At 40.7% G+C, this 15404-nt stretch carries 12 protein-coding genes; all 12 read left to right on the forward strand.

Annotation, left to right across the window (positions count from 1 at the left end; genetic code table 11):
• Positions 1-132 precede the first annotated feature (132 nt).
• The 12 genes from HMPREF9625_RS06240 to HMPREF9625_RS06295 all read left to right on the forward strand — a co-directional run bounded on the left by HMPREF9625_RS06240 (position 133) and on the right by HMPREF9625_RS06295 (position 15261).
• The gene (locus tag HMPREF9625_RS06240; RefSeq protein ID WP_009534761.1) at positions 133-2736 is read left to right on the forward strand and encodes a PEP/pyruvate-binding domain-containing protein; all 2604 of its coding nucleotides are present in this window, start codon (positions 133-135) and stop codon (positions 2734-2736) included.
• Positions 2737-2806: 70 nt separating this feature from the next.
• Positions 2807-3889, forward strand: coding sequence for a hypothetical protein (locus tag HMPREF9625_RS06245; protein ID WP_009534760.1), 1083 nt, complete (start codon positions 2807-2809; stop codon positions 3887-3889).
• Positions 3890-3895: 6 nt separating this feature from the next.
• Positions 3896-4252 carry a diacylglycerol kinase gene (locus tag HMPREF9625_RS06250; RefSeq protein ID WP_009534759.1) on the forward strand — a complete coding sequence of 119 codons (357 nt, stop codon included), beginning with the start codon at positions 3896-3898 and terminating at the stop codon, positions 4250-4252.
• Positions 4253-4261: 9 nt separating this feature from the next.
• Entirely contained in the window at positions 4262-4852 is a 591-nt protein-coding gene (locus HMPREF9625_RS06255; protein WP_009534758.1) for a CDP-archaeol synthase, read from the forward strand.
• Between the two features lie 107 nt (positions 4853-4959).
• On the forward strand, positions 4960-5562 hold the full coding sequence (locus HMPREF9625_RS06260) for a CDP-alcohol phosphatidyltransferase family protein (protein WP_009534757.1): 603 nt from the start codon (positions 4960-4962) through the stop codon (positions 5560-5562).
• Positions 5563-5598: 36 nt separating this feature from the next.
• Positions 5599-6924: a phosphatidylserine decarboxylase gene (locus tag HMPREF9625_RS06265; RefSeq protein WP_009534756.1), complete on the forward strand. Its 1326-nt coding sequence runs from the start codon at positions 5599-5601 to the stop codon at positions 6922-6924.
• A complete protein-coding gene (locus HMPREF9625_RS06270) occupies positions 6911-7876 on the forward strand; it encodes a UbiA prenyltransferase family protein (RefSeq protein ID WP_009534755.1) in 966 nt (321 codons plus the stop codon). The genes HMPREF9625_RS06265 and HMPREF9625_RS06270 overlap by 14 nt, the downstream gene beginning before the upstream one ends.
• A gap of 180 nt (positions 7877-8056) precedes the next feature.
• On the forward strand, positions 8057-9526 hold the full coding sequence (locus HMPREF9625_RS06275) for a Fic family protein (RefSeq protein ID WP_009534754.1): 1470 nt from the start codon (positions 8057-8059) through the stop codon (positions 9524-9526).
• Between the two features lie 314 nt (positions 9527-9840).
• Positions 9841-11037 (forward strand): ATP-binding protein, encoded by a 1197-nt coding sequence (locus tag HMPREF9625_RS06280; RefSeq protein ID WP_009534753.1) that lies wholly within the window; start codon positions 9841-9843, stop codon positions 11035-11037.
• A gap of 75 nt (positions 11038-11112) precedes the next feature.
• Positions 11113-11991, forward strand: a complete 879-nt coding sequence (locus HMPREF9625_RS06285; protein ID WP_009534752.1) for an MBL fold metallo-hydrolase — start codon at positions 11113-11115, stop codon at positions 11989-11991.
• Positions 11992-12090: 99 nt separating this feature from the next.
• Positions 12091-12825 carry a cell wall-binding protein gene (locus HMPREF9625_RS06290; RefSeq protein WP_009534751.1) on the forward strand — a complete coding sequence of 245 codons (735 nt, stop codon included), beginning with the start codon at positions 12091-12093 and terminating at the stop codon, positions 12823-12825.
• A gap of 375 nt (positions 12826-13200) precedes the next feature.
• The gene (locus HMPREF9625_RS06295) at positions 13201-15261 is read left to right on the forward strand and encodes a hypothetical protein (RefSeq protein ID WP_009534750.1); all 2061 of its coding nucleotides are present in this window, start codon (positions 13201-13203) and stop codon (positions 15259-15261) included.
• Positions 15262-15404: the final 143 nt, after the last annotated feature.

Consider the following 15404-nt stretch of genomic DNA (forward strand, 5'->3'; position numbering starts at 1 on the left):
TAGTAAAAAAGGAACGATTATCGCCTAAACTTCTACACAGGTAGCTATGGTATTTCTTTGGGAATCACGGTAAGATAGGTTGTTGTATTTTAGAAAATAAGCCGAATAGGCAGAGAGAATAGAGAGTATAAAATGAAGGCAAAGAACTTGGGAATCTTAGCGGCGGAGGGCTTTCCTGTGCCAAAATTCATCGTGCTTTCGGAAAGAGAAGAGCCGGATCTTTCTTTTTCCGAAAAGGACTTCTTTGCCGTTCGCTCCAATTTTTCCGCAGAAGACGGCGGGGAGCATTCCTTTGCAGGGCAGTTTTTGACGCGTTTAAATGTAAAAAGAGAGAAGGTAGAGGAAGCGGTGCAGGAGGTTTTTGCGTCCTACGCCGGAAGCCTGGATTATAAAGAAAAGGCGAATAGGGGGAAGGAAGAATACTGTTCCCAAAAGCAGGGGAAAGAAGAACTGCAGGAGAAAGCAGAACAGAAAAAAGCAGAACAGAAAAAAGCGGAACAGAGAAAAGTAGAATCGTCAGTAGAAACCGTCATCATTCAGGAAATGCTTTTTCCGGAAAAATCCGGTGTCCTGTTTACAAAAAATCCAAAAGGACTTCTCAGCGAAATGGTGGCGGTTCTCGGACAGGGTCTCGGAGATAAGGTAGTGGAGGATCAGGAAAATGTACTGACCTACCACTATTTTCCGGGGGAATGTTTGTATCAAGAGGGAAAACTGCGGGATAACTATATGGGAGATGAAAAGGATGCAGACTTAGAGAAAGCAAGTCGGATTCGCTTAGAGAACGAAAACTTTGCTGATTCAAAGAAAGACCATCGTGCCGGAACACTTGTTCTTACAGAGAAAGAGCTTAAAACATTATTTACCCTTGGCGAAAGAATCGAGCAGTTATTTCAAAAACCCATGGATATAGAATTTGCCATAGAAGGGGGGAAGATTTACATTTTACAGGCCAGAGAAATCACTACTTTAGACACACATCTTCCCATTCGAATTTTAGACAACAGCAATATCTCCGAAAGCTTTCCGGGAATCTGCCTTCCTCTTAGTGTGAGCTTTGCAAAGGAAATGTACTGCGGGATTTTTACTTCTCTCGGAAGACGCTTTCTGGGGAAAAAAGTTTCTTCCTATAAGGAACTTTTTCAACGCATGGTGGGAGAATTTTCCGGAAGAATGTATTATGAAATCTCCTCTTGGTATGATATCCTGCGTCTCCTTCCCTTTTCTAAGAAAATCATTCCGGTATGGCAGGGAATGCTTGGGGTATCCAATGAAGAAATATCCTTTTCCAAGAAGAAGCCGAGCTTCTTTTTAAAGTGCAGAATAGCCTTTTTATTTTGCTATTACTTTTTAGTTTCCCAAAGGAAAATGAAGGCCTTGGATTGCTTTTTTAAAGAGCGCTATGCCTCTTATACAAAACAGGTAGAAGACGAAGAGGATGTCAAGGCTCTATTTTCGCTCTTTTTAAAGATGAAGGAAGACCTCTTAAGAGAGTGGGATATTACTTTGATGAATGACATGGTGTCCTTTATCAGTACGCATCTGTATGGGAAGAAAACGGCATTTTCCTTAGAAACCATGAAGCCTGTGCGAGCGCTTTCCGCCTTAAAGGCAGTAGCTGGAAAGCATGGCTTAGACAGCGGAGAATACCGCAGGGAAAAGAAAAGCTATATTTCTGCCTATGGAGACCGGATAGAGGGAGAGCTGAAGCTGGAAACCAGAACCTACAGAACCAATGAAGAGCTTCTGGACCGGTGGATTTTGGATGCTTTAGAGACGGAAAAGGCGGGGCAAGATTCCCGGGGAGATTTTCCGAAAGAAAAGTATAGCCTTCGGAAAGACTGTTCGGAAGCGGAGCATAGTATGCAAAAAGCTTATGGGAAGAAAGACAGTTTTGAGAAAGATAGCATAGAGACAGATTGCTCGGAGAAAGATTGCGAAGAGACGAGCCGTATGGAGAAGCCCTCTGAGGCGAAACTGCGAAAGTCTTTCCTTTATCGTCTAGCCGAATCCTCCTGCAATAATCGGGAGATTTCCCGTCTTCATCGCACTAGATGCTTCGGTCTTATGCGGAGCATTGTAGATAAGATTGGAGAGAAAACGATAGGTTTTGATGTATACTATCTTAGCTTAGAGGAATTAGAGGAAATGCTCTTTTCCGGCAAGGATTTTTCCTTGAAAATTGCAAGAGACAAGGAACTTCGAAAGGCCTATGAAAGACTTCCTGTTTTGTCCCGGGTAAAACTCCTCGGAAAGGTGGATAGAGATCCTCTGGAAGGGGAAATTAGGGTTTTAAGTTATGAATCCTTCAAGGGAAAGGGAAATAAAGAAGGAAAAAGCCGGGATACAGAAGAGGGAAAAGGAGAAACGGAAAGAAAAGAGGATGGCGAATCCACTCCAAGAGTTTTCCTTGGGAGAGGCGTTTCCAAGGGCATTTTCCGGGGAGAGGTTTTAAAGATTAAACGCTTACAGGAGATAAGAGTAGCGGAGGCTAAGGGGAAAATCCTCTTAAGCTATTCTACAGACCCGGGTTGGTTCCCGTATCTCAATATGGCGGAAGGGCTCATTACGGAAAGAGGCTCTCTGCTATCCCACAGTGCCATTCTTGCAAGAGAGCTGGAAAAGCCTGCGGTGGTCAATATTCCGAATATTATGGAGGAGCTGCACAGCGGAGACATTGTGGAGATAGACGGGGATTTAGGTATTTGCAGTGTCATACAGCAAAGGGAAAAATAGGATTGCAAGACAAGTGAGAGGGGAAATCCGAAACTTTAATCTCCCACTTGTTTTAAAATAGAGAGGGAAAATGAAGAACTATCGAATCAAAGCGGTAAAGGATCAAGGGGAGAAAGAGCAGTTTTTAAATCTTCCCGCTATGCTATATAAAAAGGCACAGCTTATGCAGGACAGGAAAATGGAGGAAGCGGTACTTTCGGGAAAGCACATTTTAGTGCAAGGAAATCTTCGTTTTCTGCCCTTTCTTTGCGTAAGCGTTTCTGAGGAAAAAGAAAGCGTAGCAGGGCGGATTGCTTTAACACTGTATGAAGATGAGGACTACGGCTTTGCAGGCTTCTATGAAAGTATAGAGGAAGAGGAAGTTGCCCTTTTACTCTTGGGAGCCTGCGAAAGGGAAGCCCAAAAAGCAGGGAAAAAAGGACTGAAAGGCCCGATTGACCTTTCCTTTTTCGGGAGGTATCGTTTTGCTTTGGAAGAAAAAATGCCCTATACCGGGGAACCGGCGAATAAAGCCTATTATCCTTATCTTTTTGAAAAAGCAGGATTTCAGATCTGTAAGCGTTATGTTTCCCACTTTTACGATGTTTTGGATCCTTCCTATGAAAATGTAAAGGCAAAGAAGCGCTTGGAACATTTTCAGGAAAAGGGCTATCGATTTTTGCACCCTACAAAAGAGAACTTTGACCGATATCTTTCGGGAATTTATCCGCTTTTAATGGAGCGTTATAAGGATTTTCAAGGCTTTCGCCATATTGACAAAGAGTCTTTTCTAATCCTTTACAGCTCCTTAAAGTATATTGTAGATGAAGAAATGGTCTTTTTGGCTTATGATAAGGAAGAGCTGAAAGGTTTCTTCCTCTGCCTTCCGGACTATGGAAATCTACTGCAACAGTCTCTCAATCCGATTCGCCTTTTGCACATTCTTCTCCGGAAAAGAAGGCCAAGCTGCTATATTCTTTTGTATTTGGCGGTGAAGAAAGGTTCAGAGGGTCTGGGACTGGCCTTTTCTCAGCTGGTCGCGGAAAGATTAAAAAAGAAAAAGGCAAGGTCTATTGCGGCACTGATTCAAAAAGGGAAGGCCAGCGAAGGCTATTTTCAGGATAAATGCGTGGGAAGTAGAGAGTATGTATTGTTAGCAAAGGAGTTTTCGTAAACTTAGATGAAAAATATCACGTTTCGACAAAGTGTAGCCTGTGCTCTGAAAGGGCTGTATTTCGGTCTAAAAACAGAGAAAAATTATAAATATTACCTCTGTCTGAATGTCCTTTTTGTTCTATTGGATTTCTTTTTAAAAGCAGATTTGGCCACTTGGTATGCGGTGATTTTATGCTCTGCCGGGGTGTACGCAATGGAGTATATGAACACGGCAATAGAACATCTTTGTGATTTTTCGACAAAGGAGGAGCACCCGGAAATCAAGGTAACGAAGGATTTAGCGGCAGCAGGAGTGCTTTGCTTCGGCATTGCTTTCTTTCTGATTCAGGGGATTGCCATCGGAAAGTATTTTTTGGGGTAAATAGTATTTATGCAGTGGATATTGTCTTTATACATCACCATGTTCCCGGTGATTTTGGCAGGCGTTTTCAATATGCTGCTTTTGAAAATTCCTTTCTTGAAGAGTCGTTGCAAACCGATTGACGGAGGGAAAAACTGGACAGACGGAAAGCGGATTTTCGGGGACAGTAAAAGTGTTTTGGGATTTTGGCTCATGACTCTTCTTGGCGGCTTTATGGAACTCTTTTGGGGACTTCTCTTGCAGGGCTTAGGAGAAACTAAGCGAAGCCTTTTGTATTTGTACTTTGAAAATGCCCCCGGATTTAATTTTCTGATTGGCATGCTTTTCGGCTTTTTGTATATGCTCTTCGAACTGCCCAATAGCTTTATCAAAAGGAGACTTTCGGTTTCTGCATCGGAGCAGGGAGACAGAAGGCGAGGGCTAAAGCTCATTTTCTTTGTTTTGGATCAAATTGATTCCATGCTTGGGATTATGCTTTGCCTTGGCATACTGGTGCATCTGACACCTGTACAAACTGTATTAGCGATTTTCCTGGGAGGGTTTACCCATGTTCTCGTGAACTGTCTACTGATTCTCTTTAGGGTGCGGAAATATCTATAAAAAACTGAAAAATAGTCATTAAATAAATAGAATATATTGGCAAATAGCAGAGGAAATAGAAATACAAATGCTAAGAATATTTTGTTGCATTCGTTGAGGAAAAATTAATGAAGAAAATTTTTTTAGGGGTCTATCACCCCAGTGTGCTTTTAACCTATCTTGGACTTTCCCTTTCTTTATATGGAATCTTCTATGGGAGAAGCTTGGCATTTTCCCTTATTTTGCTTCTTCTTGCCGGGCTTTGCGATACCTTTGACGGCATGGTGGCCAACTCTTTTCAAAGAAATGATTTGGAAAAAGCCTTCGGAGTGCAGATTGATTCTTTGGCAGATATGATTTCCTTTGGCGTTTTTCCGGTGCAGATTTATCTACAGTACTTTGCAAAGCTTGGCATCTTTTCTTTTGCGCTTTCTGTAGTATATCTCCTTTCGGTGGTGACCAGACTTGCTTACTTTAACGTAAGCGCCGGGGAGAAGAGAGATTATTTCATTGGCCTTGCCGTGACCTATGCCTCTTTCTTCATTCCCTGCTATGGTCTTTTAAGTTTATATTTTTCCATTGAGAAAATCCTCCCCGGAGAGCTTTTGTATGTCTTACTCTCTTTCTTCTTCGTTTTTCATTTCAAGATGAAGAAGCCGAGTTTGAAAGCACGCATCGGCCTACTGCTTTTAGCTGTTCTCTTTGTGATTTTACTCGCGAGAAAGCTGTAGGCGGAAAAGCAAATACTGCCGGGGGAGAAACAATTTATGCAAAGAGAACATAAAAGCCGCATGTTGAAGACGTTGAAAAGTTTTATGCAGAAGAAGCAGACAGAAGGTATTAGGGAAAAAACGATAAAAAAGGAGCAAAATGCCCCTTCCATTATCGAGCGAAAAACAGGAAGGCTGATTCAAGAAGAGGAGTACGGACAGAAAGCCATTTATTTTTTGTACCATCATTTTCTCGGAAGACTTCTTCTCAAAATGATTTTTGCCCGCCCCTATTTTTCCTTTCTTCGAGGCTTGTATTACAACAGCTTTCTTTCTAAAAAAGAGATTGCGCCTTTCGTGGAAAAATACGGACTTCCCAAGGAGTATTTAAAGAAAAATTATAATAGCTTTGGGGCTTTCTTTTCCAGAAAAGAAGCGGTGTACTTAAGGGATGCGGGGAAAGAAAATACGAAGGACAATGGAGAGGATTGGAAGGAAAAGATACGAGAAAACGGACAGGAAAAAGGACGGGAAAAAGGACGGGAAGGGCAGCAGCCTTTTTATGCCACAGCATCCGGAAAGGTTCTGGCGTATAAAATAGATCAAGAAGGAAGGATTGTGCTTCCGGAGAAATCTGATTCGAAAAAAGAGAGCAGTACGAAAGGTAGTACGAAAAACTGTGCTAAAGGATTGACCGGGTTACAGGAAGATGCTACTCGGAAAGATAGACCGAATGAAAGACAGAATGAAAGACAGAATGAAAGAAAGGCATCCAATCCGCTCCCTTTGGAAATCAAAGGAAATCTCTATTCCATAGAAAAAATTCTGAAAGCGCCCTGTCCGGAATTCTTGAAAGGTGGAACGCTATTGGTTTTTCGCCTGAGCTTGCCGGACTATCATCGCTATATTTTCCCGGCTAGAGGAAAGCTTTTAAGAACAAAGAAAATCAAGGGAAGACTGGACAGCGTACGAAAAGAGGCAGCCCACTTTAAGGCATTTTCCGAAAACAAAAGAGAAATCAGTCTTTTGGAACTGAGTAGCATGGGGAAAATCCTTCATGTGGAAGTGGGGGCAATGCTGGTGGGGCATATTCATAATCATGTGGGATGTAAACCGTCTTTCGATAAAGTCGTAGAGTGCCATAAAGAAAAAGGGACAGAGTGTTGTAGAGAAAAGGGAAATATTCAAATTAGCGGGAAAAATCATTTGGCTCATTGCTTTGCCGCAGGAGAAGAAAAGGGCTATTTTTCCTTGGGCGGCTCGACTATTGTGGAAATGCTCAATGATAAAATTGTGATTGACGATGACCTTTTTGAGAATACGAACAAGGGCTTGGAAACGAAGCTGGAAATCGGGGAAAGGATAGGCTATGGAAAGGCTTAAACGCTTAAATATCTACTTTAAGGAAATGTATCCCATAGTGCCAAGATTGGGACTGGGCGTAATGATTTTCCTGGAAATCTACTTTATTGTGCTCTTAAATCATGGTGTGGGAAAGGATACACTTCTTTCGTATCACTCGGTAGAGGGACAGTCGGCATTTTACAGCTTTTTTGTGCAGCATGATATTTTGGGCATGCTAATTTGCAGCTTCACGGTTTTTAGCTTCTTACTTTGGCTAAGAATTGCGGATGACTTTAAGGACTATGAGCTGGATAAGCGACTCTTTGCTTTTCGCCCCCTTCCCTCCGGAAGAGTGACGAAGACGGATCTAAGGATATTTGCGACCATTCTCATTTCCTTTACCTTGCTCCTTAACTTCCTTTTTATGAAGAACTTTATCTTCTGCTTTATTCTTTACACCTACGGAAGCTTAATGGCGGTGTGGTTTTTCCAAAAGCATAAGATTGCAAAGTCCCTGCCACTGGCTCTCGTTACTCATAACCCGGTGCAGATTCTTTTAAACCTCTACGTGATTTCCTATACCATTATGAAGTATAAACTGCCCGTTTTCGATATTACCAATTTCATGGCAGTGCTTACCCTGTATTTTCCGGCGCTTATTTGGGAGATTTCCAGAAAAATTCGGGCGCCGGAGGAAGAGACGGAATATGTGACCTATTCCAAGCTTTTCGGCTATAAAAAATGTATCCGCTTTGTCTTTATTTTGACTTGGGTAGACATTTGCACGAACTTCATCCTGGTATGGAGGCTGAGCCGCTTGTCCGTTTTGCTCCTTTTCTTAAACGCTTTATGGTGTTCCTACTGCTTCTATGACTATGCAAAAAGTCCGGGGCGTTATCGTATTGTGTCCAAAGTGGAAAGATACACCTATATTCAGGAAAGCCTGATGATTTTAACGATAGTGGGATTTTTGCTTTTTGGAAGAATATAGAATAGTATTTATATATAAAATAAAAAGAATCTCTCCTATTTAGGGTAGAGATTCTCTTTTTTCGCAGAAAAAAAATTCTATTCGCTATATAATAAGAATAATATTAAAAAGAACTTATTTATCTTTGCGTGAGTAAATCGATTGCAGAAGCTTTGAGAATGAATTGATGAGGTAGCGTTCATGGAAGAAGTAGCATTGAAAGAGTATTGCAGAGAAGTAGAGCCGGATGGAGAAACAAAAAGTTATGCCTGGAGCACGGCAATAGGGTTACAGGCTATGGGGGGACTGCAGATTTCAAAGTTCCTGATTGATACGGCAATTCAAAATATCGCGGGTGGTATATCCATCAAAGAAGCCTGTAAAACCATTGAGGATTATTACGGAGAAGATGCAGAGGGAGCAGTGGATAGGAAGGCGGAAGAAGCGGATAGGCTTGCTGCCGGGACCTTTGCTCTTTTAACAGAGGGAGCATTTTCCTTTTCCGTAAATACCTATATCGCCATTCATCGGAAGCTTTTCGAGGGAATGGAGGATTCAGCCGGAAGTCTGCGAGATTTTAATATCAAAAGAAAAGAATGGGTGTTGGATGAAGAAAGTGTGCTATATGCCGGTGAAGCGGAACTGCAGGAAATGCTGGCATGCTTATTTATGGAGGAAAAAGACTTTTCTTATAAAGGGCTTTCCATGGAAGAAATCATTCGGCATCTTGCAGAGTTTATAGCGGAACTTTGGCAGATTCATGCCTTTTCTAAAGGAAGTACAAGAGTCTCAGCCATTTTCTTTATCAAATATTTGGAATCACTCGGCTTTTCTATTCAGAACAATACTTTTGCGGAAAATCCCTTGTATTTTAGGAATGCGCTTGTCCGTGCAAACTATACCAATCTGCAGAAAGGGATTTTTGGAACAACGGAATATCTTGAACTTTTTCTTCGGAACCTGCTCTTAAATGAACAGAATCTCTTGGATAATGAAAGCCTGCATATTAGCGTGGAGATAAAGAAAGCAGAAGAGGAAAGGCTTACGAGAGAACGGGAAGCAAAGAAGGAAGAGGAAAGACTTGCAAAAGAGTTGGAGGCAAAAAAAGAAGAAGAGAGAATTATCAGAGAGCTCGAAATAAGAAAAGAGGTAGAAAGAATTATCAAAGAGCTGGAAGTCAAAAAGTTGGAAGAAATCATTGCCAGAGAAAGGGAAGTAGAGCAAGTAGAAGAAAGGATCACCGAAGCCCATATTATAGGGGACAATGTGAATACAGAGAAAACTGTTTTTGCAGAAGAATTGTATCGAAAGGAGAGAACAGAGCGAGAAAACAGAATTGCAGAAAAAGTAAAGTTGGCGACCCATAAAGCGGTTATAGAGTGTTGTGATGTAAAAATGCAAAACGATAACGAGAATAAGGAAAGTGAAAAAGAGCATTTCATAGCGCTTCTTTCTCTTAAGTCCGCCGAGTTTTCAAGTAAAACGATAAGTCATATTGAGAGGCTATTTGAAGAATTTGCTTTCCAAAAGATATTTGGAAGAACGGCCGTTATTGAAATTTTGCATTTAAAGAACTCCGGTGCTTCGAAATTCCTGCTCAATCTGTTGCAGGCCGGTATTATTGAAAATGTATCCGGCTATGGCAAGGGAAAATATAAATTTAAAAAATAAATACAAACAATTCTATTGCGGATTTTTCTCAAAACAGGGAATCATGCTTATCTCTAAGGGAAGAATCATAGAATCTTGTGCCATGAGATGCTTTCTAAAATATATATAATTTTAAGTTTTGAAAGTATATGAGATAAAAAGTATCCATTTTGAAATAAGAGGAAGATATAAAATGATTCATTTTGAGACAAGAAAAGGCACAAAATTTAAAATATTGAAATTCTATAAGACAAAAAAGGATAAGTTTTGAAAGTATATTAAAACTGTAATTACAAAAACTAATACAATATATCCCTTTTGAAAGAGAAATAAAGATGAAAATACTGGATAGAAAAGAATATAAAAACAGACTGATTCGTTTGCAGGAAACGGAGAAAATAAAGATTATTTCCGGAATCAGGGGAGCAGGAAAGTCGGAATTACTGCACAGTTATCAGAAATGGATAGAAGAGCATGTGGAGGGGGCAAATATCCTTTATCTGGATATGGAAGACGCTCAAAATGCAGAGTTAAAAGACGGTCCATCTTTGCTTAGCTATATTGAAATGAAATATGAGGAAAAGAGCAAGAACTTTCTTATTGTGGAGGAGGTTCAGCACTGTAAGAACTTTGAGAAAGCGATGCAAAGTGTATATGAGAGAAAAATGTTTAACATTTACCTCTCCAGCTCCAATGCCTCTTTTTTGTATGAGGATAAAACTGCTTTTTGGGATGAAAATTCCATTGAACTACCGATTCACCCCTTTAGCCTTTCCGAATATCTTAGGTACTATGAAAGAAAAGATCCTTCTCCCGCCATTTTACCCGGCTATCTTAAATATGGAGGTTTATCCGCAACATTTCGCTTTAAATTCAAAGAAGATAAGACGGAATATATCAAGGAATTATACAATAAAAAGATAAAGAAGGATTTACGAAAGACATACGGCCTTAAAGATTCGGCTCTTTTGGACTCTCTGCTGGCCTATTTGATGCTTCATCTTTCTATCTCTACCTCGGCAAGTAAAATTTCGAGTCTGTTTAAAAAAAATCATTTGGAAACAAACCATATTACGATAGGAAAATATTTACAGCACCTTTGCGCTGCGTTTCTCCTCTTTAAAGTAAAACGCTATGATATCCGAAAGAAAGTCTATTTAGAAACTGCCGATAAGTATTACCTGACAGATCTTGGCTTCCGCTTTGCCTTACTGGAAAAAGAAAAACCGGACTGGAAGGGGATATATGAAAACCTTGTTGCAATTGAAATTCGAAGAAGAGGCTACGATATTTATGTAGGGAAGCTCTATCAGAAGGAAATCAACTTTGTGGCGATGAGAGAAAAGGAAAAACTTTACATACAGGTTACAGATGAAATAGAAGGGGAAGATACACTTACAAAAGCTTTATCCCCCTTGCGTGCGATTAAAGATTCCTATCCGAAGTTGCTTATTGCAAATACGGGAAAGGACGAGTTTGATGTAGATGGGATAAGGATATTGGATTTGACGAAATGGCTGATGGAAGGATAAGATTTTAGTGATTAAACTAAGCAAGGAAACGAATGCTATAAACCGGGAAAATAAGAATCATTGGAGGTAGAAACAATGTCAAAAAAGGATTCCGATTCACAAAGATCTTTTATGTCCTTTATGTATCGGGGAAAAGAGATATTTAAGCCCTTAAATACAGGATGGATTGATGAAAGAGTGGCGACTGTTCGGGAGTGGGTTGCCAATGTGTACTTTTATACGAAAAATGGAAGAACCATCATGATTGATGCCGGCTATAATTATGAGCGGCTGGAAGAAAAAATGGGCTGGCTCGATATTTCCCCATCTTCCATAGAGGAGATTCTTCTTACGCACCTCGATACGGACCATGTCGGTGCTGTTGAGAAGGATAGTGAAGGAATTTTTAAGAGCGCAAAACTGTATATTGGAGAAACGGAAAGTAAATATCTGACCGGGGAACTTCGCCGCAGAGTACTTTTTAAGCTCTATAAACTTCCGAAAGTGGATATTGAAAATGAAATCGAGCTCCTGCAAGACGGGGATGTTTTCTATATTGGAGATATTAAGGTAGAGGCGATTTTGGTGCCGGGACATACCTTGGGGCATTTGGTTTATTTGATAGATGATGCCTATCTTTTTACCGGAGATACGATTTGGTTCGGGTCGGACGGAGGCTACAGCTTCTTGAATTCTCTTGCAGAAGACAATGCACTTTCTATTCGTTCGCTTGAAAGACTGGAAAAGCTTTTAAAAGAAAGAGGACTTTCGCCGAAGATTATAAGTGGACATACAGGCTGGACAGACGACTTGGAATTTGCTTTTCGCCACAGAGATAAGATTTGTAATTCGATGAAAAAACAGAAGCCGCATGACCCTACAGCGCCATACGACGGCTATGACGAGAGGGAGGATACGGAAGAGAGGGCAAGAGGCGAGAGACTCCCTAAGGCATGGAGTTATGAAAATCTTTAATCAGCCGATGTTAGTAATATGGTTTAAGTGTGTAACGCGATAATCTTGCCTTTCCTACCAAAGCTTTTTATCGTGAGAAAAAATCTTAAGGAGAAAAAGATGAGAATGACAAAAAAAATCGGAGCAATGGTGCTGGCGGCAGCGCTCAGTCTTTCTATGGCACTTCCTGCCTTTGCGGGACAGTGGATTATGGAGGGAGACGGAAGATGGTGGTACAAAGAAGATAACGGAACTTACCCCAAGAATGCATGGAAAGAAATTAGCGGGGAGTGGTATCATTTTGACGAAGAAGGGTACATGGAGACAGGATGGATTTATGATCCTCTTATTGAAAAGTTTGGGGATCAGGTTGAGACGACAAGTCGATATTATTATTTAGACGGATCCGGAAAAATGTTGAAAAACCAAAATTATATCGGAGGGCATACCGATGAAACCGGTCTTTTAGAATGTGATGAACTGGGAAGTGAGTTTTCTACTTATGAACGATATAATTGGGGACGAAAAGGGCCTAAGCCCCCGGTTGATAATGCAAAATATCGTGGATATATTGAGCCTAATCCTGGTTTTGAGGGCTATGATTTGTATGAATATGATATAACGGATTACAAGAAGGATTTCTTTAAAGCTGTGGCGGGTCATATTAGTAGAAAAGAAGTTAAATTCGATGTTCCTCTTACGGTAGAAATGAGTAGAAGAGATAATGCGCTTCTTGTAAGCGGTATTGACCAGATTTTTATGTTGTATGTACTTAGCTATGATAAGTGGCATTATGATGTAGGAGAAGATGGTATAGCACATTTTACAGTGACCAATTATCAGGATGGTGTCTAAACCCCATATCGTTAACGAAGAAAAAGGGGCTGTAAAAAAATAAAAATAATAAAAAGATTCTTTGCAATATAGGTCTGAATGCGGGGTAGTCTGAGCCCCAAGTTCAGACCTATATTGCGTAGAAAAATATTTTTACAGCCCCTTTTTTGTAATATCTTTTATTAAAATTCTTCCGGATAAATCTCCTCTCCATTCTTCAAGTTGCATTACTTGAAGTAAATCATATATAATCGATAAGGCTTTTCTTAAAAGTAGGAGAGAAGCGATGGAAATTCATTATTTTAGATGGCTTAGCAGTTCGATAGGAAGCTTTTATTATGGCAGAACCTTCTTCTTTGATGGAAATTCCTTACTAAAACACAGCAGGAGCGGAAAATGACGGAAAACAAAAATTATTATAAGAAGAAACTCATTCTTTTCTTGTTCATCATAACAACTATTTTCGGATTATTGAGCCTTTTCGGCTATTACAGCGCAAAAATTCAAGACCCCTTGCAGCTTCTTTCTGCCGTATTGTACGGTACGATTAAGCTATTCTTATTCGTATCTCCGATTTCTCCGGAAGAGAAGACTCCTTTCATCTATGAATTCGCAAAGTGGGCGGCGCCGATCCTGACCTCCGCCTTTATCTTTACGCAGATTTCCAATGTCTTACTGCATGTAAAAAATGTACTTGTAAATCGCCTGAGTGCAAAGCATGTTCTCTTTTTTGGAAACAGCGAGATGGGGGAGCTTCTAATCGGCAATTTACAAAAAGAAAAAAACTATAAGATATCTCTTGTTACAAAGGATTTTCTGGATGAACGTTTAAAGAATAAGTACGAGAAAAAGGGAATTGCGTGTTATCAGCTTGATTTTGAGAAAAGCGATAAAAATGAAATCAAGGAGCTTTTTTCTACGCTGAATATTTCTAAAGCAAAGTACATTTTCTTCTGCGGAGAGTCGGACCTTGAGAACTTCTCTCTCTATGCCAATGTCATTCAGCGCATTAAACCCAAAAAGTCCATTTCCACCTATGTTCACTGTGAGTCCGGTACGGTGGCCGGCTATATGGAAGAACTGCTTAAGGAAGAGAGAAAGAAAGAAGAAAGTCTAAAGAAACTGGATAGTTTGCATTTTAATCAGAAAGACCTGACGGTGCGTCTGATTATGGAGGATGAGCTTGTGAAAAAGAGCATTTTCCGTAGTCTGACCGGACTTTCGGATATCGGTTCCGATACAAGCCCTGCTATAAGTTCTTATAAGGCATCTGATATAAGCCCTGCTACAAGTTCTGCTACGAGCTATACTGTAAGCTCTACCATCCCTTCTTCCATGCCTTCCGTTACGTTGGAAGCCAAGGATATATCTGTGGAAAATATGGACGAAGCGATTCGCCCTCCGCACATTTTACTTTTCGGAATCAATGACTTAAGTCTCCCTCTGATAAAGCAGCTTGCTAACGATGCGACCCTTTCTCTGCGAAAAAATACAAGACTTACGCTTATTGGTGATGTGGCAAGTCGGAATCCGGACATACAAAATCCAAACCAAGAAGTGGATATACAAAAAGTGGATATGCAAAAAGTGGACATGCAGAGCATGGCTCCCATGACAAGTTTGAAAAGAGCGCTGGAAATAGACTGCTTTGATCTTGGCAGCTCTACAGAGGAATGGAAACAGCAAGAGAAGCTGCGGCAATATCTAAAGAGCATCCGGGAAGAATCTGCGCCTCTGCTCATTTTCCTGATGCATCAGGATGTGATTCAGAACTTAAAGGCCTTAAACCTCATCAATCGTTACTTTGAAAATGTTCCGAAGATTATCCGCAATGTCTCCAACGTGGACTTAACGAAGCTTCTGCCCCAAAATCAGGGGAAGATTCGAAGTTTTGGAGACCTATCGGAGATTATGACGGGAGAGGTCATTATCCGGGAAGAACTGGACAAGCGAGCGAAAGCCTTTAACAAGTCCTATAATCAGGCGTCCTCTATAGCGGGAATGGGAGAGGGCACAAGCTGGAACGAGCTTTCCTATGTGAAGAAGAATTCGTCGAGACAGTCTGCATCTCACGCTGCGATAAAAGAAGAAATCCTGAAAACGGTTTTAAAAGGAAAAAGCAGTCAAGAGATGAGGACTTACCTAAAGGAAAAATTTGAAGAATTCGCCCGTCTTCAAGACTTGCAAAAAAAGAGCAAGGAAGCCTTTCAGAAGGAATTTCGAGCATTTCTAAAAGAAAATCCTGTACTGGACTTCCTTTCCCGACTGGAGCACAAGAGATGGTGTAACAGTTACTATGCTATGGGCTTTCGCTTCGGGGAAAAGAAGGATGAAAGTAGAAAGACACACCCTTGCCTGATTGAGGATTGGGCAATGGTAATCGGGGAGAAATTCGACATTTGTCACCCGGAATATGATCTGCTTTCCGTATTCACTCTGTTTCAAGAGGAACGCTAAGAGAGATATCCAAAAGCAGGATTAGGAGGAATAGGAAGATCACTATCCCAAAACAGTAGTAAGAGGAATAGTAAGAGGACTATCCAAAAGCAGTATAAAGAGGAATAGGAAGAGAGCTATAGAAGAGCAGAATTAAGAGGAAG

Origin of the sequence: Oribacterium parvum ACB1, from assembly GCF_000238055.2 — a bacterium.
GTDB lineage: Bacteria > Bacillota > Clostridia > Lachnospirales > Lachnospiraceae > Oribacterium > Oribacterium parvum.